A 22148-nucleotide genomic window follows, 5' to 3' on the forward strand; every position below is an offset into this window, starting at 1 on the left:
TTAACGAAATGTGAACAAACCTACCTTTCACTTGGCCGTGAAAGCCTTTCGATTTTAACAACAACGAAACATTCACGCCCCATTTTTGGGCGTCCGGGGGTGTATTGACACATTGAAAGTTAAGGGATAGAAAGAATTTACGTTGCGAAAAACGTTATTCGTCGCTCACCGAGGGGAAAGCAATGTCACCGATAAAAAATACCGGCCGCCTGCTGGCGCACTCTATTCTTGCCAGCGCATTATTATTACCCACCCTGCTCCACGCCGCAGATAAAATAACATTGCGCTATGCCGTTTGGGACAGAAACCAATTACCCGCCGAACAGGAGATCGCCAAACGCTTTGAACAAGCCAATCCGGATATAAAAATAGAAATAGAATTAACGCCCTCTGCACAATATTTCGTTAAATTGGATTCCGCTGCTGCCGGCGGCGTGGCGCCGGATATATTCTGGATCAATATGCCTTATTTTGTGCAATATGCCAAAAACGGCATTATGGAGCCGCTGGTGCCTTATATTAAGGACAGCGGCCCTTAAGCTGGATGACGTGGTCGCCAGCTCGGTGAAAGCCTACCAATATGACGGCCAACAGATGGCCATTCCGCGCGACGTCGACTCCATCGCCGTGTGGTACAACAAAAAACTGTTCGATCAGGCCGGCGTCAGCTACCCCACCAGCGACTGGAGCTGGGACGATCTGAAAAACAAAGCCACCGCCCTGAAAAGCGGGCTGAAAGGCGCCGCCTTCCCGCTGGTGATGGATCTCAGCATCGACGGCCAGGACAGCTACATGAACCTGCTGTTCCAAAACGGCAATCACATCGTGCCGAAAGACGGCCAGCCCACCGACATTGCCAACGACAAATCCATCTGGGTCTACCAGCAGCTGCAGGGCATGATGAAAGACGGCCTGATGCCGAGCGCCCAGCAGATGAGCGAAGTCAAAACCGAGAACATCTTCCAGTCCAACCGCGCCGCGATGGTCTATGCCGGCTCCTGGCTGGCGGCACCGTTCGCCAATAACCCGCTGATCAACGACCACATCGGCGTGGTGATGATGCCGAAAATTGAACGCCAGTCCGGCGTGGCGCACAGCCTGGCCTTCGCCATGTCGGCCAAAAGCGCCCATAAGCAGGCCGCCTGGAAATATATCGCCTTCATGAGCAGCGAAGCCTCGCAGGCGGAGCTGGCCAAGGTGGTGATCCCGGCCAACAAGACGGCGGCCAAGGTCTGGGCGCAGCAGATTCAGAAAGTCGACGTTTCGCCTTATATCCAGACCCTTGAAGTGACCCAAGCTTACCCCACCGCCGGCACCAATACGCCGAAGTGGCAGAACATGTGGATAGCCAGCCTGAAGAAGATCTTTATGGGCGCGGACGCTAAGCAGGAAATGGACAAATCGGTCAAGAAGATCGCGCGCGTCATGGAGCAGTAATCGCCCCACCGCGGCGCGCTGCCCCGAGCGCGCGCCGCGGTGGACCCACGCTGAACGTCATAGGTGAGGAATGGCAACATGTCGCTGGCAGAAACGGCTACGGTCACCCTGAAACCATCCCGGCGCACCGCCCGCCCCGCGCTCAATCGGCTCGAACGCGCCGAACGCTTCTGGGGCTGGGTGATGATCCTGCCGCTGTTGTTGGGGGTGACGGTGTTTTACCTGATCCCCTTTTTGCAAAACATTTTTTACAGCTTTACCGATCTGAACCAGTTCATGCGCTGGAGCAGCATCAGCGTCGATAACTATCTCAACCTGTTCGAAGACGACGACTTCTACACCGCCGCCGCCAACACCTTGTTCTACGTGGTGGTGTGCGTGCCGATCAGCCTGAGCCTGTCGCTGCTGCTGGCGATCGGCCTCAATCAGAACATCCGTGGCAAAGGCCTGCTGCGCACCCTGCTGTTCCTGCCGGCGGTCACCATGCCTGCGGCGGTGGCCATGGTGTGGCAATGGCTGTTCAACAAGGACTTCGGCCTGATCAACCAGGCGCTGGGCCTGCTGCACATTGCGCCGGTCGCCTGGCTGTCCGATCCGGACGTGGTGCGCATCAGCGTGTCCATCATCATCATCTGGTCGTCGCTGGCGCTGAAGATCATCATTTTGCTGGCCGGGCTGCAGAGCATTCCGCGCCAGCTGTACGAGGCGGCGGATATCGACGGCATCGGCACCCTGCGGCGCTTCTTCTGCATCACGCTGCCGATGATGGTGCCGACGCTGTTCTTCGTGTCGGTGATGAGCTTTATCGAGATCCTGCAAATCTTCGACGTGGTGTTCCTGATGTTCGACCGCGCGCTGGTGGAAAACGACGTGATGACCGTCACCAACCTGTTCTACAAGTACGCGTTTTACCTGCAGGAAAAAGGCTACGCCTCCGCCATCACCGTGGTGCTGTTCGCCGTCACGCTGGTGATAACCCTGATTCAAATGGCGATCGGCAAGCGCCTGAAAGTCAGCTGAGGAGCTGCACATGAACGCAAGCAAGAAAACGCTGGTGTACCTGTTTATGGGGCTGGCGGCGCTGGCCTCGGTCGTACCCTTTATCTGGATGCTGGTGACCTCGTTGAAAACTCAGGCCGAGAGCATTCAGATCCCGCTGACGCTGCTGCCGGCGCACCCCAGCCTGCAGGCCTACGGCCGGGTGATGCACGAAATCCCGTTCGCCGGTTTTTATCTCAACTCGCTGCTGGCGACCTTCTTCACCGTCACTCTGCAGATGGCGATCGCCACCCTGGCCGCCTATGGCTTCTCGCGCCTGCATTTTCGCGGCCGCGACGCGGTGTTCCTGGTGTGCGTGTCGATCCTGATGGTGCCCGGCCAGGCGTTTCTGATCCCGCAATTCCTGGTGGTCCAGAAGCTGGGGCTGGTCAACAGCATCACCGGGTTGGTGCTGCCGGGCATTTTCAGCGTCTACGCCACCTTCCTGCTGCGCCAGTTCTTTCTGGCGGTGCCGAAGGAGATGGAAGAAGCGGCCTTGATCGACGGCTACAGCTACTTCGCCATCTTCTGGCGCATCATGCTGCCGCTGATCCGGCCGGGCATTATCGCCTGCGTCATCATCAACGGCCTGTGGAGCTGGAACAACCTGATGTGGCCGCTGATCGTCAATACCACCACCGAGAAGCTGACGCTGCCGGTTGGCCTCGCCTCGCTCTCCAGCCGCGCCGGGGTGGAATACCCGTTGCTGATGGCCGGGGCGCTGATGGCGGTGATCCCGATGCTGATGCTGTTCATTATTTTCCAACGCTATTTCATCCAGGGCATCGCCAGCGCCGGGGTGAAAGGCTAACGCGCAGACAAGGTAAACGACATGGCCGGAATTCAGTTAAACAGCGTTAAAAAAGTCTACCCCAACGGTTTCCACGCGCTGCACGGCGTCAACCTGGAAATTGAGGACGGGGAATTTATGGTGTTCGTCGGCCCGTCCGGCTGCGCCAAATCCACCCTGCTGCGGATGATCGCCGGACTGGAGAGCGTCAGCGAGGGGCAGATCCTGATCCACGATCGCTGCGTCAACGACAGCATGCCGAAGGATCGCGGCGTCGCCATGGTGTTCCAGAACTATGCGCTGTACCCGCACATGACGGTGTACAAGAACATGGCGTTCGGCCTGATCGGCAAAGAGAGCAAGGCCGAGATCGACCGCCGGGTGCGCGACGCGGCGGAAAAACTGGAGATCACCAACCTGCTGCAGCGCAAGCCGGGCCAGCTCTCCGGCGGCCAGTGCCAGCGGGTGGCGGTCGGCCGCGCCATCGTGCGCAAGCCCAAGGTGTTCCTGTTCGATGAGCCGCTGTCCAACCTCGACGCCAAGCTGCGGGTGTCGATGCGCGTGCAGCTGATCGAACTGCACAATCAGCTGAAGCAGGAAGGCGCCGCCGCCACCATGGTGTACGTCACCCACGATCAGGTCGAAGCGATGACCATGGGCGATCGCATTTGCGTAATGAACCGCGGCGCCATCATGCAGGTGGATAAACCGATCAACCTGTACCACCACCCCGCCAACCGTTTCGTCGCCGAGTTTATCGGCAGCCCGTCGATGAATTTGCACGATCTGGCGATCGTGCGCGACGACCAAACGGTGCGACTGCGCATCGGCCTGCAGCACCAGCTCGATCTGCCGGCGGCGCTGCAACGGCAGTTGGCGGACTACCCGCATGCGCGGGTGTGTCTCGGCATCCGGCCGGAGTCCCTGCGGCTGTGCGCACCCGGTAGCGCCAACTGTTTCCCGGCGCAGATCGTCACCATCGAGCGCATGGGCAACGAAGAGTTGCTGCACTGCGAACTGGCCGACCTGCGCTTCGTGTTGCGCATGGCGTCGCTGCCGGACTGGGAGCCGCGCCTCGGCGAAAGCATTCATCTGGCATTCGATCTGACGCGCGCGCATTTGTTCGACGAGCTCAGCGGCCAAAACCTCAAATAACAACAGCGGAGTATCAGCAATGTCGTCAACACAACCCAACAACGTTGCCCAGCGCCCGGTGCGGGTGCTGGTGGTCGGCGCCGGTGCGCGCGGTGAAATCTACTCGCGCTATGCGCTGGCGCACCCCGATTTGATGCAGGTGGTGGCGGTGGCGGAACCGCGCGATGCCTACCGCGAGCCGTTCGTGGCGCAGCATGCCATCGCGCCGGGAAACGTCTTCACCGACTGGCGCCAGGCCGCCGACGCCGGCAAGCTGGCCGACGCGGTGCTGATCTGCACTCAGGATCAGATGCACCTGGAGCCGGCGCTGGCCTTCGCCCGTCAGGGCTACGCCATGCTGCTGGAAAAACCGCTGTCGCCGGACGCCGACGAGTGCCGGGCCATCGTCGCCGAGGTCGTGCGCCAAAAGCTGATCTTCTCGGTCGGCCACGTGCTGCGCTATACCCGCTATACCCAAAAGCTCAAACAGCTGCTGCGCGACGGCGCGATCGGCGACATCGTCAGCCTGCAACACCTGGAGCCGGTCGGCTACTGGCATCAGGCGCACTCCTTCGTGCGCGGCAACTGGCGCAACGATAGGCAGGCCGCGTTTATGCTGCTGCAGAAATCCTGCCACGACATCGATTGGATCCGCTACGTGATGGAGCAGCCCTGCGAACAGGTCAGCTCCTTCGGCAACTTGCGCCACTTCCGCCGGGAAAACCAACCGGCCGGCGCGGCGGACAACTGCCTGGATTGCGCGGTGGAGGCGTCCTGCCCCTATTCCGCCAAACGCATCTATCTGGGCGACGACCACAAGGCCACGCCCGGCTTTCTGCGGGTGCTGACGCCGGAACCCGACCAGACGACGCTGCGGGCGGCGCTGCGCGACGGGCCCTACGGCCGCTGCGTTTACCGCTGCGACAATAACGTGGTCGACCATCAAGTGGTCAACATGCAGTTCGCCGGCGGCCGCACTGCGTCGTTCACCATGACGGCCTTCACTCGCCACGAAGATCGCCACACCCGCATTTTCGGCAGCCGCGGCTGCCTGGAAGGCGACGGCCGCCATATCCGCATCACCTCGTTCCTCGACGACGGCGAAACGCATTACGACACCGACGCCGGCCAGGATCTGCACGCCATGGCCGGCCACGGCGGCGGCGACTACTACCTGATGCAGCACTTTATCGCGGCCATTCGCGCCAACGATCCGAGCCAGGTGCTGGCCGGCCCGGCCGAAGCGCTGGAGAGCCACCTGATGGTGTTCGCCGCCGAACGCGCACGCCGTGAAGCGGCGGTGATCGCTCTGAACGGAGCCTGAAGCATGGCCACAACAGAGATGCGTTACGGCTTCGACATCGGCGGCACCAAGATTGAAATGGCCGCTTACGATCGCCGACTCAATCAGGTGCTGATCCAGCGGGTGCGCACCCCTACCAGCGATTACGGCGAATTCGTGGCCTGCATCACCGGGCTGGTCGAGCAGGCAGATCGCGAGCTGCACACACGCGGCAGCATTGGCATCGGCCTGCCGGGGATCACCGATCCCGTCAGCCGCCGCCAGCTGGCGGTCAACGTGCCCTGCCTGACCGGGCATTGCCTAGCGGATGATTTGACGCAGGCGCTGGCGCGGCCGATCGCCATCGAGAATGATTGCCGCTGTTTCGCGCTGTCGGAAGCCAGTACGCCGCAAACCGCACACCTGCCGCTGGTGTTCGGCGCCATCATCGGCACCGGCGCCGGCGGTGGCCTGGTGGTGAACCGGCAACTGCACAAGGGGCGCAACGGACTGGCAGGCGAATGGGGCCATATGCCGATCTCGGCCCAGCTGGCGCAGCGTTACGATCTGCCGCTGTTCCGCTGCAACTGCGGGTTGACCGGCTGTTTTGAACGCTACGTCTCCGGCAGCGGGCTGCTGGCGCTGAGCCGCCATTTTGCCCATCCGGCCGCCGACGTGCCGGCGCTGGTCGCCAGCTACCGCGCGGGGAATGCGCACGCACAGTGGCTAATGACCGTGTACGTCGACATCCTGGCCAGCGCGCTGGCCGGTTTGCAACTGCTGTTGGACGTTGATGCCTTCGTGCTGGGCGGTGGCTTGTCCAACGTCGGCGAGCTGTATCCGCTGTTGCCGACGGCAATGCGGCGCTGGCTGCTGCCGGGCGTGGAACCGGCAGCGGTATTCCCGCCGGTGCACGGTGACAGCAGCGGCGTGCGCGGCGCGGCGCTATTACAAACGGCGGCATAAAAAAACAGTGAAAGCCCGGCGGTTGTCGAATGATCGCTGCGGCTTTCGCCGTCGCGGGGCCGAATGAGGTCATAGCGAGAATTGTCGACTGAAAAATAACGAATTTGCCGTTTTCACTTTGCGTTAATACCGCTTTCGGTTGGCATTAAACTGAAAGCAAAATTAAATATAAACACCTGATAGATATAGATATTTTAAAATTAATCGATTGCATTTCAGTGTTTCGTTTGCTGTAATTCGCCACGAACAACTGAAAGCGCTCCGGTCGGTCTCGCTGCGGCTTATTAAGCCGCGGTCGGGCACGGCTACAGGTAAATCAGGAGTCTGCGTTAATGATCAATACCGCAAAACGCCGGGAATTAATTATCGACCAGCTGTGCCGCGAGGGCACGGTGCGCGTGGAGCAGCTCAGCCAGCAGTTTTCGGTGTCCAGCGTCACCATCCGCAGCGATCTGCGCCAGTTGGAAAAGCACGGCTGCGCGGTACGCGCTTACGGCGGCGCCATGTTGAACAAACAGTTCGCCTTCGACCGCCCGCTGCAGGACAAGGGCCGTATCAATCGCGACGTGAAACACGCCATCGCCTGCGCGGCGGCGGCGCTGATCGAAGACGGCGACGCGGTCATCCTCGACTCCGGCTCCACCACCAGCCAGATGGCGCCGCAGCTGGCGGGCAAAAAGGATCTGGTGGTAATGACCAACGCGCTGAACATCGCCTTCGAGCTGGCCAACAACGAGCAGATCGATCTGATGGTGGTCGGGGGCAGCGTGCGCCGCAAGGCCTGGTCGCTGTACGGCCCCGCCGCCGAACAGCAACTGCGCCAGTACCGGTTCGACAAGCTGTTTCTCGGCGTCGACGGTTTCGATCTCGCGAGCGGCATCACCACGCCGGATCCGGGCGAAGCGCAGCTGAACCGCGTGATGTGCGAGGTGGCGCGTGAAGTGATCGCCATCGCCGACGCCAGCAAATTTGGCCGCACCAGTTTTTGCATGATCCGCGAAATCGGCCAGATCCACCGCCTGGTCACCGACAGCCGCATTCCGGAGCACTACCTGCAGGCGCTGCACCATTTAGGGATCGACGTGATTATCGCCGACCGTTAACCGAGGCTTTTTAAGGAGCTGTCATCATGAACGCGTATTTCTCTTACGAGGCGGATTGGCTGAAGCAGCGCAACGCCTGGCACACCGCCGCCGAGATTTGGCAACAGCCGGACCTGTGGGCGATGCTGCACCGGCAGCTGCAGGATCAACAAGCGCAGTGGCAGCCGTTCCTGGCGCCGCTGCTGGCCGATCCGCGCCTGCAGATCGTGCTGTGCGGCGCCGGCAGTTCGGCGTTCGCCGGCCGCGCCCTGGCGCCCTGGCTGCGCGAACGCACCGGCCGCGACGTGGTGGCCTACGGCACCACCGATATCGTCGCCAACCCGCGGCAGTATCTCGACCCTGAGCGGCCGACGCTGCTGGTTTCCTTCGCCCGTTCGGGCAACAGCCCGGAAAGCGTGGCGACGGTGGAGTTGGCCGACCAACTGCTGCCGGAAAGCTATCACCTGATGCTGGTGTGCAACCCGGACAGCCGGCTGGCGCAGTACGCGCATCGGCGTGACAACGTCTGTTCGCTGGTGATGCCGCAAGGCTCCAACGATCAGAGCTTCGCCATGACCTCCAGCTTCAGCTGCATGATGCTGAGCGCCGCGCTGCTGCTCGGCCCAACGTCGCTCGAGGCCGCCCAGGCACCGCTGAGTGCCATGGTACAGCGCTGCCGAGAACTGCGTGAAACGCTGCAGGCGCAGGTGAAAGCGCTGGCCGCCAGCGGCTTCCGCCGCTACATCACCCTCGGCGGCAGCTGCTTTATCGGCCTCGCCGAAGAGGCCTCGCTCAAGATGCTGGAGCTGACCGCCGGCCGCATCGTTACACGCTACGACTCGCCGCTCGGCCTGCGCCACGGCCCGAAATTCATGGTCGACGGCCAGACGTTGGTGGTGCTGATGTTCTCCCACGACGACTACGCCCGCCAGTATGACCGCGATCTGTGGAACGAGCTGCAGCGCGACGGGCTGGCGATGCAGTTGGTCGGATTGACCGGCGAACGCCAACCTCTGTCCGACGCCCTGCTGCATATTCACGATGCGGCTGACGATATCTGGCTGCTGTTCCCGTATCTGCTGTTCACCCAGATGCTGGCCTTCGAGAGTTCACTGGCGCTGGGGCTGACCCCGGACAACCCTTGCCCGACCGGCGAGGTCAACCGGGTGGTGAAAGGCGTGACGATTTACCGTTTTCCCTCCCCTGAGTTGTAAGGAGATCCCATGTATCTGATAGCCAATCGAGAAATGCTGCTCAAGGCACAGCGCCAGGGTTACGCCGTTCCGGCGTTTAACGTCCACAATCTGGAAACCGTGCAGGTGGTGGCGGAGACCGCCGCCGAGCTGCGCTCACCGGTGATCATGGCCGGCACGCCCGGCACCTTCAGCTACGCCGGCACCGACTACCTGATCGGCATTTGCCAATCGGCCGCGCACCGCTACGATTTGCCGCTGGCGCTGCATCTGGATCATCACGAAGAGCTGGACGACATCGAGCACAAGGTGAAAAGCGGTATCCGCTCGGTGATGATCGACGGTTCCCATCTGCCGTTCGAGCAGAACATCGCCAAGGTGGCTGCCGCAGTGGCCCTGTGCCACCGCTACGGCGCCAGCGTGGAGGCGGAGCTGGGCCGCCTGGGCGGGCAGGAAGACGATCTGATCGTCGATACCGCGGACAGCTTCTATACCGACCCGATGGCGGCACGCGAGTTTGTCGCCGCCACCGGCATCGATTCGCTGGCGGTGGCGATCGGTTCCGCCCACGGCCTGTATCACGGCGAGCCGAAGCTGGACTTTGAGCGCCTGGCGCTGATCCGCGAACAGGTGGACGTGCCCCTGGTGCTGCACGGCGCCTCCGGCATTCCGGAAGCGATGGTCAAGCGCGCGATTTCGCTCGGCGTCTGCAAGGTCAACGTCGCCACCGAATTGAAAATCGCCTTCGCCGATGCGGTGAAAAGCTACTTTTCACAGCACCCGGATGCTAACGATCCGCGCAAATACATCGTCCCCGGCAAGCTGGCGATGAAAGAAGTGGTAGCGGAAAAGATCCGCATCTGCGGCAGCAGCGGCATGCTGTAATCCCGCGCTCGCCCCCGGAGACGGCAACGGCTCAACGGGGGCGAAAACTGCCCGCCACTCCCGACTTTCCTGAGAGAACGATCACAGCCTTTTACCCCACCCGCGCCGGAAATCATTAACTGGCCTTCACTATGATCCAAATCATGGTTTTACTCATCCTACCTCCCTATTATCAAATTCATTGGATGCAGGCAGTAGGATTCTTGCCCATTCGTTTTTTATTTCGCCAGACGAAATAGCTTATTTGATGAAAGCAAGCACGCTTGTTTTTTAATTGGCAGTGTTTTTACTCTGAGAGGAACAGCGTATGAACCATTACTTAGCCGTATTAAGCGCATTGGTCATTCTGCCCTTCGCTCTGCAAGCAAAACCGCTTTCCGGCAGCCAGGTTGCCTCTGGCGTCGTGCGTTTTACCGGCACCATTACCACGCCGGCCTGCACCATCAAACACCAAAACGACCAGCTCATCTCAAACTGCTTCGGTAAAGTGACGGAAAACCGGAATGGTTATATTTCAACGCCGTTAAAAGAGATGCCAAAAGAATTAGTCTCTACCGTCACCAGCGAAATAGTGAATAACGACCCACATTTAAAACGCGTAACCATCAACTATAAGTAACCCCAAAGCGTTAATGCTTGATGAAATAATAAACAAGACATAACTTGTATCGGTAACTTATAAATTTAATTTATAGATTTAACGAACAATGACGATCTGCCTTACCGTGCGCCGGCTATTCGGGCAACCCTGCGGTTGCCCATCAGCATGTCCGAAATCCGCCATCGTCTCCCTCCGTTTCATGCGATAATCGCTTTACTAAACCGAGGAGTGATCCAGATGCAGACTTTTTTGATTGATCGTACCGCTACGCCGGTGGGAGAACTGGTGCTGATTGCCGATGAACAGGGGCGCCTGCGGGCGATTGACTGGACCGATCACGAAGCGCGCCTGATGAAGCTGCTGAATACCCACTACCGCGCCGATCGCTTCACCCTGCGCGAACAGCGCGATCCCAGCGGGCTGACCGACGCCATGCAACGCTATTTCGCCGGGGAACTGGGCATTATCGATCGGTTGCCGGTGATGACCGCCGGCACCGAGTTCCAACGAACCGTGTGGCAACAGCTGCGCCAAATCCCCTGCGGCAAGATCCTGACCTACGGCCAACTGGCGCAACGCATCGGCCGTCCGACCGCCTCGCGCGCGGTCGGCATGGCCAACGGTTCAAATCCGATCAGCATCGTGGTGCCCTGCCACCGGGTGATCGGTTCACAGGGCGCGCTGACCGGCTATGCCGGCGGCGTACAGCGCAAACAGTGGCTGCTGCAGCACGAAGGCTACCTGCCGCAGGATCTGCTCTCGCGCTAACGCGGCACATAGTCAGGCGGTACGCCCTCCGCCGGGGCGGCGGGATAGTAGTCCGGCGGCACCGGCGATGAGGTGGCCTCACCATAACCGTAGGCCACCGGCACCTTGTTGCCTTTGGCGTACATGCACTGCGTATACACGGTATCGTAGCGGTCTTGCAGGTCATCGCTGCTGCGCCAGGCTGAGTTATTGGCCATCGCGCTGCCGACCAGCAACCCGCCGCCCGCGCCGATCAGCGCGCCGGGGCCGGCATGACCGGATGCCGCGCCGATCAACGCCCCGGCCGCCGCGCCGACGGCCGTTCCCGCCACCGCCGTCCCCGTCGCCGAATTGGCCGCCGTTTGCGCGCCGCCGCCGAGGCTGTTTTGCGCATAGCCGCGGCATATGGCCTCATCGCGATTGAATTGTTCGTAACTTTTCCCCGTACCGGGTAGCGCAGTGACCCCCGGCCCGGAAGGCGCAGAGACGCAGCCGGCCAACAGCCCGGCCAGCGCCACTAGCGGGAAAGCAAAAGAGTGTCTCATCACGCACCGCCTTTAATCACCGGGAGAACGGACCGTCTGGCACCACTTTCATCCAACCGTCGGGACAACGCGGTACCTGCGGGTAATAGCCCGCCGGACGGCGGCAGTAGTAGGCGTAGCTCGGCGGCTTTTCAATATAGGTCTGCGGCGGCGGCGGTGTGACATACACCACCGGTGGCGGCGGATAATAGAGCGGCGGCGGCCCCCAGGGCACGCCGATCACCACGCGCGGCCCACCATAGTAATAGCCATGCCGGTAGTAGCCGTGGCCGTAATAGCCGTGGGCGAAGGCGGCGGCGCTGGCCGTCATCAACACCCCGGCAACCGCCATCAACAATATGCTCTTTTTCATCATCCACTCCCAAACAGGATTGTTCAGCTGCCTTTCTGACCTTCAGCTTAACGCCGACGCCGCGCGGCTTTGCGGTGAGGATTCAGATGAATGCGACAAGCTTTCGCCAGCAGATGTGTCAAAGGATGATTGATTCACGTCGCTAAAATTTGCCGATGCACGCCGCAAAGGCCGCTCGCGGCGATTGCCCGGCTCGCGCCGCCGCGAAGACAATCGCACGTTGCCCATAAGTGCCAAATAAATCTAGCGACTTCAGCGCAATACAGAATAATCGGCGGCATGTGTGCGCAAAATTCGCACACAATACCCCTATTCATGCTAATGCCACCCTTATCAGCTGCAGCAAAAGATGTTAAAATTGACTCATATCAATTATTGAATGAGCGTAATCTATGATCCCGGAAAAACGCGTGATTCGTCGTATCCAGTCTGGTGGTTGTGCGATCCATTGCCAGGACTGCAGCATCAGCCAGCTGTGCATTCCTTTCACCCTTAATGCTCACGAGCTGGACCAGCTCGACAACATTATCGAGAGGAAAAAGCCCATCCAGAAAGGCCAGACCCTGTTCAAGGCCGGCGACGAGCTGAAATCGCTGTACGCGATCCGTTCCGGGACCATCAAAAGCTACACCATCACCGAGCAAGGCGACGAGCAAATCACCGGTTTCCACCTGGCGGGTGACCTGGTGGGCTTCGATGCCATCGGCGGCCTGAAGCACCCGAGCTTCGCCCAGGCGCTGGAAACCTCGATGGTGTGCGAGATCCCGTTCGAGACCCTCGACGATCTGTCCGGCAAAATGCCTAACCTGCGTCAGCAGATCATGCGGCTGATGAGCGGCGAGATCAAAGGCGATCAGGACATGATCCTGCTACTGTCGAAGAAAAACGCCGAAGAGCGCCTGGCGGCGTTCGTTTACAACCTGTCGCGCCGCTTCGCGGAGCGCGGTTTCTCACCACGCGAGTTCCGTTTGACCATGACCCGCGGCGACATCGGCAACTACCTCGGCCTGACGGTGGAAACCATCAGCCGTCTGCTGGGCCGCTTCCAGAAAAGCGAAATCCTCAGCGTGAAAGGCAAATACATCACCATCGAAAACGCCGACGCCCTGTCGGTGCTGGCCGGCACGCCGCGCATCAACGTGACCGTCAACGCCTGATCCCCCTGCCGGATCAACATTTCCCCGAAATTGTTGATCCGGCACGCTTCTGTTGTTGTTCTGTTTTTCAATGTTGGGTTACTCTGTAAATTAACAGACTGTTGATTTCAGCTGTAAGGAGGCCCTATGGCGAAGTATCAGAATCTTCTGGTGGCTATTGACCCCAATCAGGACGATCAGCCGGCATTGCGCCGCGCCGTGTACCTGGTAAAACGGAACGGCGGGCGCATCAAAGCCTTCCTGCCCATTTATGACTTCTCTTACGAAATGACGACCCTGCTCTCTCCGGATGAAAGAACGGCGATGCGGCAAGGTGTGATCAGCCAACGCGCCGCCTGGATCAACGAGCAGTGTCGTTTCTATCTCAACGACGGCGTGCCGATCGAAATCAAAGTGGTCTGGCATAACCGTCCCTTCGAAGCCATTATTCAGGAAGTGCTGTCCGGCCAACATGACCTGCTGCTGAAAATGGCGCACCAGCATGACCGGCTGGAATCGGTGATCTTCACTCCCACCGACTGGCACCTGCTGCGCAAATGCCCTTGCCCGGTATGGATGGTGAAAGACCAGCCTTGGCCGGAAGGCGGCAAAGCGCTGGTGGCGGTCAACCTGGCCAGCGAAGAACCCTATCACGACCCGCTCAATATCAAACTGGTGCAAGAAACCGTTGAACTGGCAGAAAACGTCAACCAGACCGAGGTTCACCTGGTTGGGGCCTACCCCGTTACCCCGATCAACATTGCCATCGAATTGCCCGACTTTGACCCAAGCGTCTACAATGACGCCATTCGCGGCCAGCACCTGATCGCCATGAAGGCGCTGCGACAGAAATTCTGCATTAAGGAAGAGTTCACCCACGTAGAAAAAGGCCTGCCGGAGGAGGTGATCCCCGATCTGGCCGAACACCTGCAGGCCGGCGTGGTGGTTCTGGGCACGTTGGGCCGCACCGGCATTTCAGCGGCCTTTATCGGCAACACTGCGGAACATGTGATCGACCATCTGAAATGCGATCTGCTGGTGATTAAACCGGAAAACTTCAACTGCCCGATCGAGGCGGATGAAGACGATGAGCACGACGACGAAGATTAGCCTTCACGCATAAAAAAACGGGCCGCTAATAAGCGGCCCGTTTTTTTTTTTTTTGGTTGCTCAACTACTTCTGCAACGCCCGCAGAATCGCCTCCACGCTGTCTTTGGCATCGCCAAACAGCATTTGGGTATTCTCCTTGAAGAACAGTGGGTTCTGCACGCCGGCGTAGCCGGTGTTCATCGAGCGTTTGAATGCGATCACGTTCTGCGCCTTCCACACTTCCAATACCGGCATGCCGGCGATCGGGCTGCGCGGATCTTCCAGTGCCGCCGGGTTCACCGTGTCGTTGGCGCCGATCACCAGCACGGTGTCGGTATCCGGGAAATCTTCGTTGATTTCATCCATCTCCAGCACCACATCGTACGGCACTTTAGCCTCCGCCAGCAGCACGTTCATGTGGCCCGGCAAACGCCCCGCGACCGGGTGAATGCCGAAGCGCACCTTCACGCCGCGCGCCCGCAGTTTCTCGGTGATTTCCGCTACCGGATATTGCGCCTGCGCCACCGCCATGCCGTAACCCGGGGTGATGATCACCGAGGTGGAGTTCTTCAGCTGCTCGGCCACCTCTTCCGCCGTGGTTTCACGGTATTCTCCCATCTCTTCGGCATCGCCGGTAGACGAACCGTCACTGCCGAAACCGCCGGCGATCACGCTGATAAACGAGCGGTTCATTGCCTTACACATAATGTAAGACAGGATCGCCCCCGACGAGCCCACCAGCGCGCCGGTGACGATCAGCAGATCGTTGCTCAGCATGAAGCCCGCCGCGGCCGCCGCCCACCCCGAATAGGAGTTGAGCATCGACACCACCACCGGCATGTCGGCGCCGCCGATCGAAGCCACCAGATGCCAGCCGAACGCCAGTGCGATCGCCGTCATCAGCAGCAGCGTCACCACCTGCCAGCCCACGCTGTCGGCGCGCACGAACGCGACCAGCAGCAGGAACGAGATCACCAGCGCCGCCAGATTCAGCTTGTGGCGGTTCGGCAGCATCAGCGGCTTGGAAGAGATGATGCCGCGCAGCTTACCGAAGGCGACGATCGACCCGGTGAAAGTCACCGCACCGATAAAGATGCCGAGGAACACTTCGGTCAGATGGATATTCGCCATCACCGGTTCCATCGGCGCGCCGTGATCCAGGTAGCTGTTGAAACCGACCAGCACCGCAGCCAGGCCAACGAAGCTGTGCAGCACCGCCACCAGCTCCGGCATTTCGGTCATCTCGACCTTCTTGGCCAGATAGACGCCGATCGAGCCGCCGATGATCATGGCAATGATGATCCAGCCGACGTTGCCGGAATCCGGCCCCAGAATGGTGGCGATCAGCGCGATCGCCATACCGGCGACGCCGAACAGGTTGCCCTGCTTCGACGTTTCATGACGCGACAGGCCCGCCAGGCTGAAAATAAACAAAATAGCGGCAACAATGTATGCAGCTGTAACCAATCCTCCAGACATTTGCTACCCCTTAGTTCTTGCGGAACATCTTCAGCATGCGCTGAGTGACGGTGAACCCACCGAAAATATTGATGCTGGCGATCAGCACGGCGATAAAGGAGAGGAAACTCACCCAGCCGCCATGGCCGATCTGCAACAGCGCACCGACCACGATAATCCCTGAGATCGCGTTGGTGACCGACATCAACGGGGTATGCAGCGCATGGCTGACGTTCCAGACCACGTAGTAACCGACCACGCAGGCCAGCGCGAACACGGTAAAGTGCGACAGGAACTCTTTCGGCGCCGCGTCCGCCAGCCAGCCGAACAGCAGGATCGCCAGGGCCATCAGGCCGTACTTCAGCCACGGTGAGGTCGGCTTGGCTTCGGGTTTGGCCACCGGTGCGGCGGCAGGCGCCGCTTTCGGCTGGGCGGAGACCTGGATCGGCGGCGCCGGCCAGGTGACTTCACCGCTGCGCACTACGGTAACGCCGCGGATCACCGTATCGTCGAAATCGATATCGATCTCGCCGTTTTTCTCTTTCGACAGCAGCTTCAGCAGGTTGACCAGATTGGTGCCGTACAGCTGCGAAGATTGGGTCGGCAAGCGGCTCGGCAGGTCGGTATAGCCGATGATTTTCACGCCGTTGTCGGTCACGGTAATGGTGTCCGCCACGGTCAGCTCGCAGTTGCCGCCGGTTTGCGCCGCCAGATCGACGATCACGCTGCCCGGCTTCATCGACGCCACCATCTCTTTGGTGATGAGCTTCGGCGCCGGTTTACCCGGGATCAGTGCGGTGGTGACGATGATATCGACCTCTGCCGCCTGCGCGGCGAAAAGCGCCATCTCGGCCTTGATAAAGGCTTCGGACATCACTTTGGCGTAGCCGTCGCCGCTGCCCGCTTCCTCTTCAAAATCCAGCTCGAGGAATTCCGCGCCCATGCTCTGCACCTGCTCTTTCACTTCCGGGCGGGTGTCGAAGGCGCGCACGATGGCACCGAGGCTGCCCGCGGCGCCGATCGCCGCCAGGCCGGCCACGCCGGCACCGATGATCATCACCTTGGCCGGCGGCACTTTGCCAGCGGCGGTGATCTGGCCGGTGAAGAAGCGGCCAAACTCATGCGCCGCTTCGACGATCGCGCGGTAGCCGGCGATGTTGGCCATCGAGCTCAGCGCATCCATCGACTGGGCGCGCGAGATGCGCGGCACCGAGTCCATCGCCAGCGCGGTGACGTTGCGCGCCGCCAGCTTGGCCATCAATTCGGGGTTTTGTGCCGGCCAGATAAAGCTGACCAGCGTGCTGCCTTCGCGCATCAAGGCGATCTCGTCGTCTTGCGGCGCGTTGACTTTCAGGATCAGATCCGACTGCCACACTTCGCTTTCGTCGACCAGCGCCGCACCGGCGGCTTCGTAGGCGACGTCCTCAAAACTGGCCAGTTTGCCCGCCCCGCGTTCAATCGCGACGGTAAAACCCAGCTTCAGCAGTTGTTCCACCGTTTTCGGCGTGGCTGCGACCCGGGCTTCATTGGCCAACCGCTCTCTTGGTACACCAATACGCATAATGTTCCCTTCTCACCTGTCTTGGATGATGTTTATTATTTTCCTGCCCATAGCACGGCGCCAGCGGCGAGCCAGGCGTTAACTTGCCCGCACTGATTTCAGACGCCAACTATAACCTACTGAAAATAAGGTCGATGATCCATAATTGCTTACGCATTCAGCTCTGTTTTTACATAAAAACGCCGCGCGTAATATGACAAATCGCAATTTACTGTGAAAAAACCCATACAGAACAGCGTATTCTGCGTGGCAAGAGGTTTACGCCCGGCGTAACGAATTATTGCCACGCGCGGCGGAAAAGCATAAAAGTTATCATTTTGTGAATAATTAACATTAATGACACCAAGGCCGTTATTATGGAAACTTATGACGGTGGCGCCATCCGTGCGACCCGCGTCACCGTCACCGATTTGTCGCACGGGATAACATAAAATGCTGAGACAGTTTTCAGAATTACATGTAATAATCGACGGCTGAATTACACTTAAACAGTTCAGTACGTTATAAACGTTAATGCGCTAGGCGAAAGGATTTTTTATGAAGCTGAAGACCACGATCATCGCGTCAGCCTTGTTATCACTCACCGCGCTGTCTGCTCATGCGGCGCAAGAGTTAACTCCTGAGAAAGCAGCGGCGCTGAAGCCGTTTGATCGCATCACGATTACCGGCCGCTTCAATGCCATCAATGAAGCCGTCGACGCCGTATCCCGCCGTGCAGACAAACTGGGTGCCGATTCCTTCTATATCCAGGACAGCAACAACAGCAACAACGGCGGCAACTGGCGCGTCACCGCAGACCTTTATCATAAAGATGCGCCAGAAGTGAGCAAAACACCAAAATACCGCGTATTTAACGGCGTGAACGAACTGCCTAAAGAGGAAGCCTATCTGCTGGAGCCTTACGATACCGTGAGCGTCAGCGGTTTCTACCGCAGCCAGCCGGACATCAACGACGCCATCTCCAAAGAAGCGAAGAAAAAAGGCGCTGCATCCTTCTTCATCGTGCGCCAGGTTGACGCCAACTCCGGCGGTAACCAGTTCGTCACCGCCTACATCTATAAGGCCGATGCGCCAAAACGCCGCGTGCAGAGCCCGGATGCCATTCCGGCCGATTCTGACGCCGGCCGCGCCGCGCTGGCCGCCGGTGGCGCCGCTGCCGCGAAAGTCGAAATCCCTGGCGTCGCGTCTTCCGGTTCGCCAAGCCGCGACGTAGGCCGTTTCTTCGAAACCCAGTCCTCTACCGGCCAACGCTATACCGTCACGCTGCCTAACGGCACCAAGATCCAGGAAGTGAACAACGTGACCGCCGCGCAGATGGTGCCGTTCGATTCCGTCACCTTCACCGGCCACTTCAACAGCATGACCGATGTCTCCACCGAAGTGGCGAAACGCGCGGCCGAGAAAGGCGCCAAGTACTACCACGTTACCCGTCAGTGGCAGAACAAGAGCGGCGGCAACCTGACCGTCAGCGCCGATCTGTTCAAATAAAACCCTCTTTTCGGTTTACCATTGGGCAGCCCTTGAGCTGCCCGTTTTTATTGCCGCTTTTTTCATCGCACGTTGAATAGTTTTTTGTAAATTCCGCATATTCAATCATTGCATCTCTAATCATCCCTCCGTAAAATTTGCGCCAATTTTTAGGGCTATTGTCTATTCGCGCAGTGGTTGTTAATACATTGTTGCCGCCAAGCAGTTCCCTTCCAGTTGTTTATTCTGCGTTCAGGATCCGTCATTGGAAAAAAAACTCGGTCTTACCGCGCTAACCGCTTTGGTGCTCAGCTCGATGCTGGGCGCCGGCGTGTTCAGTCTGCCGCAAAACATGGCGCAGGTCGCCAGCCCCGCCGCGTTGCTGCTGGGTTGGGGGATCACCGGCGTCGGCATTCTGTTTTTGGCCTTCGCCATGCTGCTGCTTACGCGCCTGCGCCCGGATTTGGACGGCGGCATCTTCACCTACGCCAAAGAGGGATTCGGCGAACTGATGGGGTTCTGCTCCGCCTGGGGTTACTGGCTGTGCGCCGTTATCGCCAACGTTTCGTATCTGGTGATCGTGTTCGCGGCGCTGAGTATTTTCACCGATCGCGGCGGCAACGTGATTCTCGGTGACGGCAATACCTGGCAGGCGCTGATCGCCGAATCCGCCCTGCTGTGGATCGTGCATGCGCTGGTGCTGCGGGGCGTACAAACCGCGGCCAGCATCAATCTGGCCGCCACCCTGGCCAAGCTGCTGCCGCTGGGGATGTTCGCCGTTTTGGCGGCGATCGCCTTCAAAATGGACGTGTTCACGCTGGATTTCAAGGGTATCGCCCTCGGCAAGCCGGTGTGGGAACAGGTCAAGGACACTATGCTGATCACCCTGTGGGTGTTTATCGGCGTGGAAGGCGCCGTGGTGGTTTCCGCCCGCGCCCGCAATAAAAAAGACGTGGGCCGCGCCACCATGCTGGCGGTGCTGTCGGCGCTGGCGGTGTACCTGATGGTCACGCTGCTGTCGCTGGGCGTGGTGCCGCGCAGCGAATTGGCCGACATGCGCAACCCGTCGATGGCGGTACTGATGGTGGAACTGATCGGCCCGTGGGGGGACGTGATCATCGCCGCCGGTCTGATCATTTCCGTCTGCGGCGCCTACCTGAGCTGGACCATCATGGCGGCGGAAGTGCCGCTGCTGGCCGCACAGCACGGCGCGTTTCCGCGCGTGTTCGGCAAGCAGAATCGCCATCACGCCCCAGCATCTTCGCTGTGGCTGACCAACATCGCGGTGCAGCTGGCGCTGGTACTGATCTGGTTGACCGGCAGCAACTACAACTCGCTGTTGACCATCGCATCAGAAATGATCCTGGTGCCTTACTTCCTGGTCGGCGCATTTCTGTTTAAGGTGGCATACCGCCGCCGCGACAAACGCTTGATCTTTGCCGCAACCGGCGCCTGCGTCTATGGCCTGTGGCTGCTGTACGCTTCCGGGCTGATGCACCTGCTGATGTCGGTGCTGCTATATGCGCCGGGCCTGTTGGTGTTCATGTACGCCCGCCATGGCCATCGGGATATCAATCTGCTGAATCGCCTGGAAAAAGGCAGTATCTTCTTGCTGCTGGTGGCCACGCTGCCTGCCGGCTGGTTTATGTTGCACTAAAATAGCCTGCTAATGCGGCTGCCCGTCAGCCGCATTTCGTTACCCCTCTTTCCCCTTTTTTACCTCTCCCCCCCGCGGTTGATCGGTCAATTGCCACGCTTGCGATTTCAAATGCAATTAATTATCATTATCATTTATAGCATCACCGGCAGGACGTGGATGAGGCCTCCGATGGGAAACATCAGGAGGTCTTGTTAGGACAGACTGAAAATGGAAGGCATTTCATGGCTGAAAAACTGCTGCACGCATTACCCTTGTTTGCCGCCTGGGAAACGTCGATCGCCGAAGGCAACACGGCGTTCAATCAGCAACGCGATCGCCTGGCAATGACGCACTATCAGCAGGCGCTGGAACTCGCTCAGGCGATCCTCGCCGAGAAACCCTGGCTGAATGCGGACTATGCCGCCAGATTTGAAGCGCTGAATATTTTCGAATCAGCCCTTGCCGCGCTGATCGTCACGTTCAACAACATGACCCATCTACGCCTGCGGCAAAAGCCCCTGCGCGGCGTTGAGCCGCACGTGCATCAGGCCCGGCTCGCCATTGAGCAAGTGATGGACGATACCTCGCTGTGCGAACAGATGCAGCAGATCGCCGAACGGCACCTGCTGCGTTTCCGAATAGAGACGCTGCAGGTGCTGCGCGAACATAAACTGCCGGAAACCGGCGTCTGCGCACCTGCGGCAAACCATTCCGCCACCGTGCATTAACAACGACATCACGACCTGAGGGGTAATCTGCCAATGAATGAATTGAATGACGACATGAAGAAAATGCTGGCCAAACAGCTGCCTGTGCAGGCAACCAGCAGCCCGGATGGCGTGCCCGATATCGGCCCCAAGCGTTCTCTGCGCCTTTATGATGACCGTACCCTGATTTACAACGAAAATACCGGTGGCCAGACGCTGCAAAATATCAGGGAAGGATCGAAAATGGCCGTTGTGGTCATCGATCGCGAGGCGCTGGACGGTTACCGCTTCATCGGCACGCCCGAACTGTTTCTGGCGGGCAAACCGTTTGACGAGGCGCTGGCATTTGCAGAAAAAAATGGAATGAAACCGCCGAAATACGCGGTGCTTATTCATATAGACAGTATTTATACCCTGCGCTCCGGTCCTAATGCCGGGACCCGACTTTAGACGGCAAGCGTTGCGCGGCATGGGGTTTCACGTTCATGGTTAGGCCATCGCGGTCAGTCAATTGCCTAACCATGAACGGGCGGCCGGGTCGATGCACCCGGTCAGCTTTTAGGGGGAATGGTGACGGTCATGCGCTCACCCACCAGGGCAATCGCGATGCCTTCCGCGCACTCTTTCTGAATGGCCGCCAGCTGTTGCGCCTCCAGCGCATAGGGCAACTGAATATCAAATACCGTCAGGCCCTGCTGCTGCGCCAGGTCAATCAGGCGCACGATATTGGTTTCATCGCTAACCTGCGTTGACACCACCTGCAGCGCCAGCTCTTTCAACTGCTCTTTGCGCGTTTGTGACGTGGTCACGCGCGATTTCAACACCATGCCGAAGATCGGCATCACACCATAAATAGCATCAACAAAGCGCCAGTGCTTCCTGCACGATGCGGACAGAAAATCCATGTAGTCGAAACAGATTTTCTCACTGCGCGCGATGGATGCAAGGTGATTGCTGTTCATCCCCTCATTCCTCTCATGGCCAGTGTTAACCCGTGGTCTTTCAAGCCGCCGCCGGGCGACAACCTGAAATGCATTG

General features: G+C 59.3%; 21 protein-coding genes and 1 pseudogene. 17 read left to right on the forward strand and 5 right to left on the reverse strand.

Features of this window, described 5'->3' with window-relative positions; genetic code table 11:
• The first annotated feature begins 182 nt into the window (after positions 1 to 182).
• The 11 genes and pseudogenes from FUU19_RS12865 (at position 183) to ogt (ending at position 11176) form a co-directional block, all read left to right on the forward strand.
• A pseudogene (locus FUU19_RS12865) lies at positions 183 to 1437 on the forward strand (ABC transporter substrate-binding protein).
• 78 nt (positions 1438 to 1515) lie between these two features.
• Positions 1516 to 2457: a carbohydrate ABC transporter permease gene (locus tag FUU19_RS12870; RefSeq protein ID WP_025302955.1), complete on the forward strand. Its 942-nt coding sequence runs from the start codon at positions 1516 to 1518 to the stop codon at positions 2455 to 2457.
• Positions 2458 to 2467: 10 nt separating this feature from the next.
• Complete coding sequence (locus FUU19_RS12875; RefSeq protein WP_004938251.1) at positions 2468 to 3286, forward strand: carbohydrate ABC transporter permease; 819 nt, start codon at positions 2468 to 2470, stop codon at positions 3284 to 3286.
• A 21-nt stretch (positions 3287 to 3307) separates the two neighbouring features.
• Positions 3308 to 4420 carry an ABC transporter ATP-binding protein gene (locus FUU19_RS12880; RefSeq protein WP_202669549.1) on the forward strand — a complete coding sequence of 371 codons (1113 nt, stop codon included), beginning with the start codon at positions 3308 to 3310 and terminating at the stop codon, positions 4418 to 4420.
• A gap of 19 nt (positions 4421 to 4439) precedes the next feature.
• Positions 4440 to 5723: a Gfo/Idh/MocA family protein gene (locus FUU19_RS12885; protein ID WP_197834127.1), complete on the forward strand. Its 1284-nt coding sequence runs from the start codon at positions 4440 to 4442 to the stop codon at positions 5721 to 5723.
• A gap of 18 nt (positions 5724 to 5741) precedes the next feature.
• Positions 5742 to 6647: an ROK family protein gene (locus tag FUU19_RS12890; protein WP_202669993.1), complete on the forward strand. Its 906-nt coding sequence runs from the start codon at positions 5742 to 5744 to the stop codon at positions 6645 to 6647.
• Positions 6648 to 6979: 332 nt separating this feature from the next.
• The gene (gene agaR / locus FUU19_RS12895; RefSeq protein ID WP_202669550.1) at positions 6980 to 7750 is read left to right on the forward strand and encodes a transcriptional repressor AgaR; all 771 of its coding nucleotides are present in this window, start codon (positions 6980 to 6982) and stop codon (positions 7748 to 7750) included.
• Positions 7751 to 7776: 26 nt separating this feature from the next.
• Entirely contained in the window at positions 7777 to 8943 is a 1167-nt protein-coding gene (locus FUU19_RS12900) for an SIS domain-containing protein (protein WP_202669551.1), read from the forward strand.
• A gap of 9 nt (positions 8944 to 8952) precedes the next feature.
• The gene (locus tag FUU19_RS12905) at positions 8953 to 9807 is read left to right on the forward strand and encodes a tagatose bisphosphate family class II aldolase (RefSeq protein WP_025302961.1); all 855 of its coding nucleotides are present in this window, start codon (positions 8953 to 8955) and stop codon (positions 9805 to 9807) included.
• 307 nt (positions 9808 to 10114) lie between these two features.
• Entirely contained in the window at positions 10115 to 10426 is a 312-nt protein-coding gene (locus FUU19_RS12910) for a hypothetical protein (protein ID WP_141968612.1), read from the forward strand.
• Between the two features lie 219 nt (positions 10427 to 10645).
• The gene (gene ogt, locus FUU19_RS12915; RefSeq protein WP_230489890.1) at positions 10646 to 11176 is read left to right on the forward strand and encodes a methylated-DNA--[protein]-cysteine S-methyltransferase; all 531 of its coding nucleotides are present in this window, start codon (positions 10646 to 10648) and stop codon (positions 11174 to 11176) included.
• On the opposite strand, the gene FUU19_RS12920 is transcribed toward ogt, so the two are convergent.
• Together FUU19_RS12920 and FUU19_RS12925 are read right to left on the reverse strand one after the other, a co-directional pair.
• Positions 11173 to 11700, reverse strand: coding sequence for a glycine zipper family protein (locus FUU19_RS12920; RefSeq protein WP_230489892.1), 528 nt, complete (start codon positions 11698 to 11700; stop codon positions 11173 to 11175). The genes ogt and FUU19_RS12920 overlap by 4 nt on opposite strands.
• 16 nt (positions 11701 to 11716) lie before the next feature.
• The gene (locus FUU19_RS12925; protein ID WP_230489893.1) at positions 11717 to 12052 is read right to left on the reverse strand and encodes a hypothetical protein; all 336 of its coding nucleotides are present in this window, start codon (positions 12050 to 12052) and stop codon (positions 11717 to 11719) included.
• 392 nt (positions 12053 to 12444) lie between these two features.
• On the opposite strand from FUU19_RS12925, the gene fnr reads away from it, so the two are divergent.
• Positions 12445 to 13209: a fumarate/nitrate reduction transcriptional regulator Fnr gene (gene fnr, locus FUU19_RS12930; protein ID WP_004938278.1), complete on the forward strand. Its 765-nt coding sequence runs from the start codon at positions 12445 to 12447 to the stop codon at positions 13207 to 13209.
• A 126-nt stretch (positions 13210 to 13335) separates the two neighbouring features.
• The gene (uspE, locus tag FUU19_RS12935; RefSeq protein ID WP_063989987.1) at positions 13336 to 14298 is read left to right on the forward strand and encodes a universal stress protein UspE; all 963 of its coding nucleotides are present in this window, start codon (positions 13336 to 13338) and stop codon (positions 14296 to 14298) included.
• Positions 14299 to 14362: 64 nt separating this feature from the next.
• Here uspE and pntB read toward each other — a convergent pair whose 3' ends face one another.
• A complete protein-coding gene (gene pntB / locus FUU19_RS12940) occupies positions 14363 to 15757 on the reverse strand; it encodes a Re/Si-specific NAD(P)(+) transhydrogenase subunit beta (protein ID WP_025302964.1) in 1395 nt (464 codons plus the stop codon).
• Positions 15758 to 15767: 10 nt separating this feature from the next.
• Entirely contained in the window at positions 15768 to 17297 is a 1530-nt protein-coding gene (gene pntA, locus FUU19_RS12945; protein WP_141968606.1) for a Re/Si-specific NAD(P)(+) transhydrogenase subunit alpha, read from the reverse strand.
• A 537-nt stretch (positions 17298 to 17834) separates the two neighbouring features.
• Here pntA and ydgH point away from each other — a divergent pair.
• The 4 genes from ydgH (at position 17835) to FUU19_RS12965 (ending at position 21560) form a co-directional block, all read left to right on the forward strand.
• Entirely contained in the window at positions 17835 to 18785 is a 951-nt protein-coding gene (gene ydgH, locus FUU19_RS12950; protein WP_147823852.1) for a DUF1471 family protein YdgH, read from the forward strand.
• Between the two features lie 244 nt (positions 18786 to 19029).
• Positions 19030 to 20421, forward strand: coding sequence for an amino acid permease (locus tag FUU19_RS12955; protein WP_141968602.1), 1392 nt, complete (start codon positions 19030 to 19032; stop codon positions 20419 to 20421).
• A 224-nt stretch (positions 20422 to 20645) separates the two neighbouring features.
• Positions 20646 to 21131: a DUF2753 family protein gene (locus tag FUU19_RS12960; RefSeq protein WP_197834123.1), complete on the forward strand. Its 486-nt coding sequence runs from the start codon at positions 20646 to 20648 to the stop codon at positions 21129 to 21131.
• Positions 21132 to 21164: 33 nt separating this feature from the next.
• On the forward strand, positions 21165 to 21560 hold the full coding sequence (locus tag FUU19_RS12965; RefSeq protein ID WP_141968598.1) for a pyridoxamine 5'-phosphate oxidase family protein: 396 nt from the start codon (positions 21165 to 21167) through the stop codon (positions 21558 to 21560).
• Between the two features lie 101 nt (positions 21561 to 21661).
• Here the strand turns inward: FUU19_RS12965 and FUU19_RS12970 are convergent, their stop codons facing one another.
• Positions 21662 to 22072, reverse strand: a complete 411-nt coding sequence (locus tag FUU19_RS12970) for a hypothetical protein (RefSeq protein WP_025302970.1) — start codon at positions 22070 to 22072, stop codon at positions 21662 to 21664.
• Positions 22073 to 22148 lie beyond the last annotated feature (76 nt).

It is taken from the genome of Serratia montpellierensis (assembly GCF_020858655.1).
GTDB classification, from domain to species: domain Bacteria; phylum Pseudomonadota; class Gammaproteobacteria; order Enterobacterales; family Enterobacteriaceae; genus Serratia; species Serratia montpellierensis.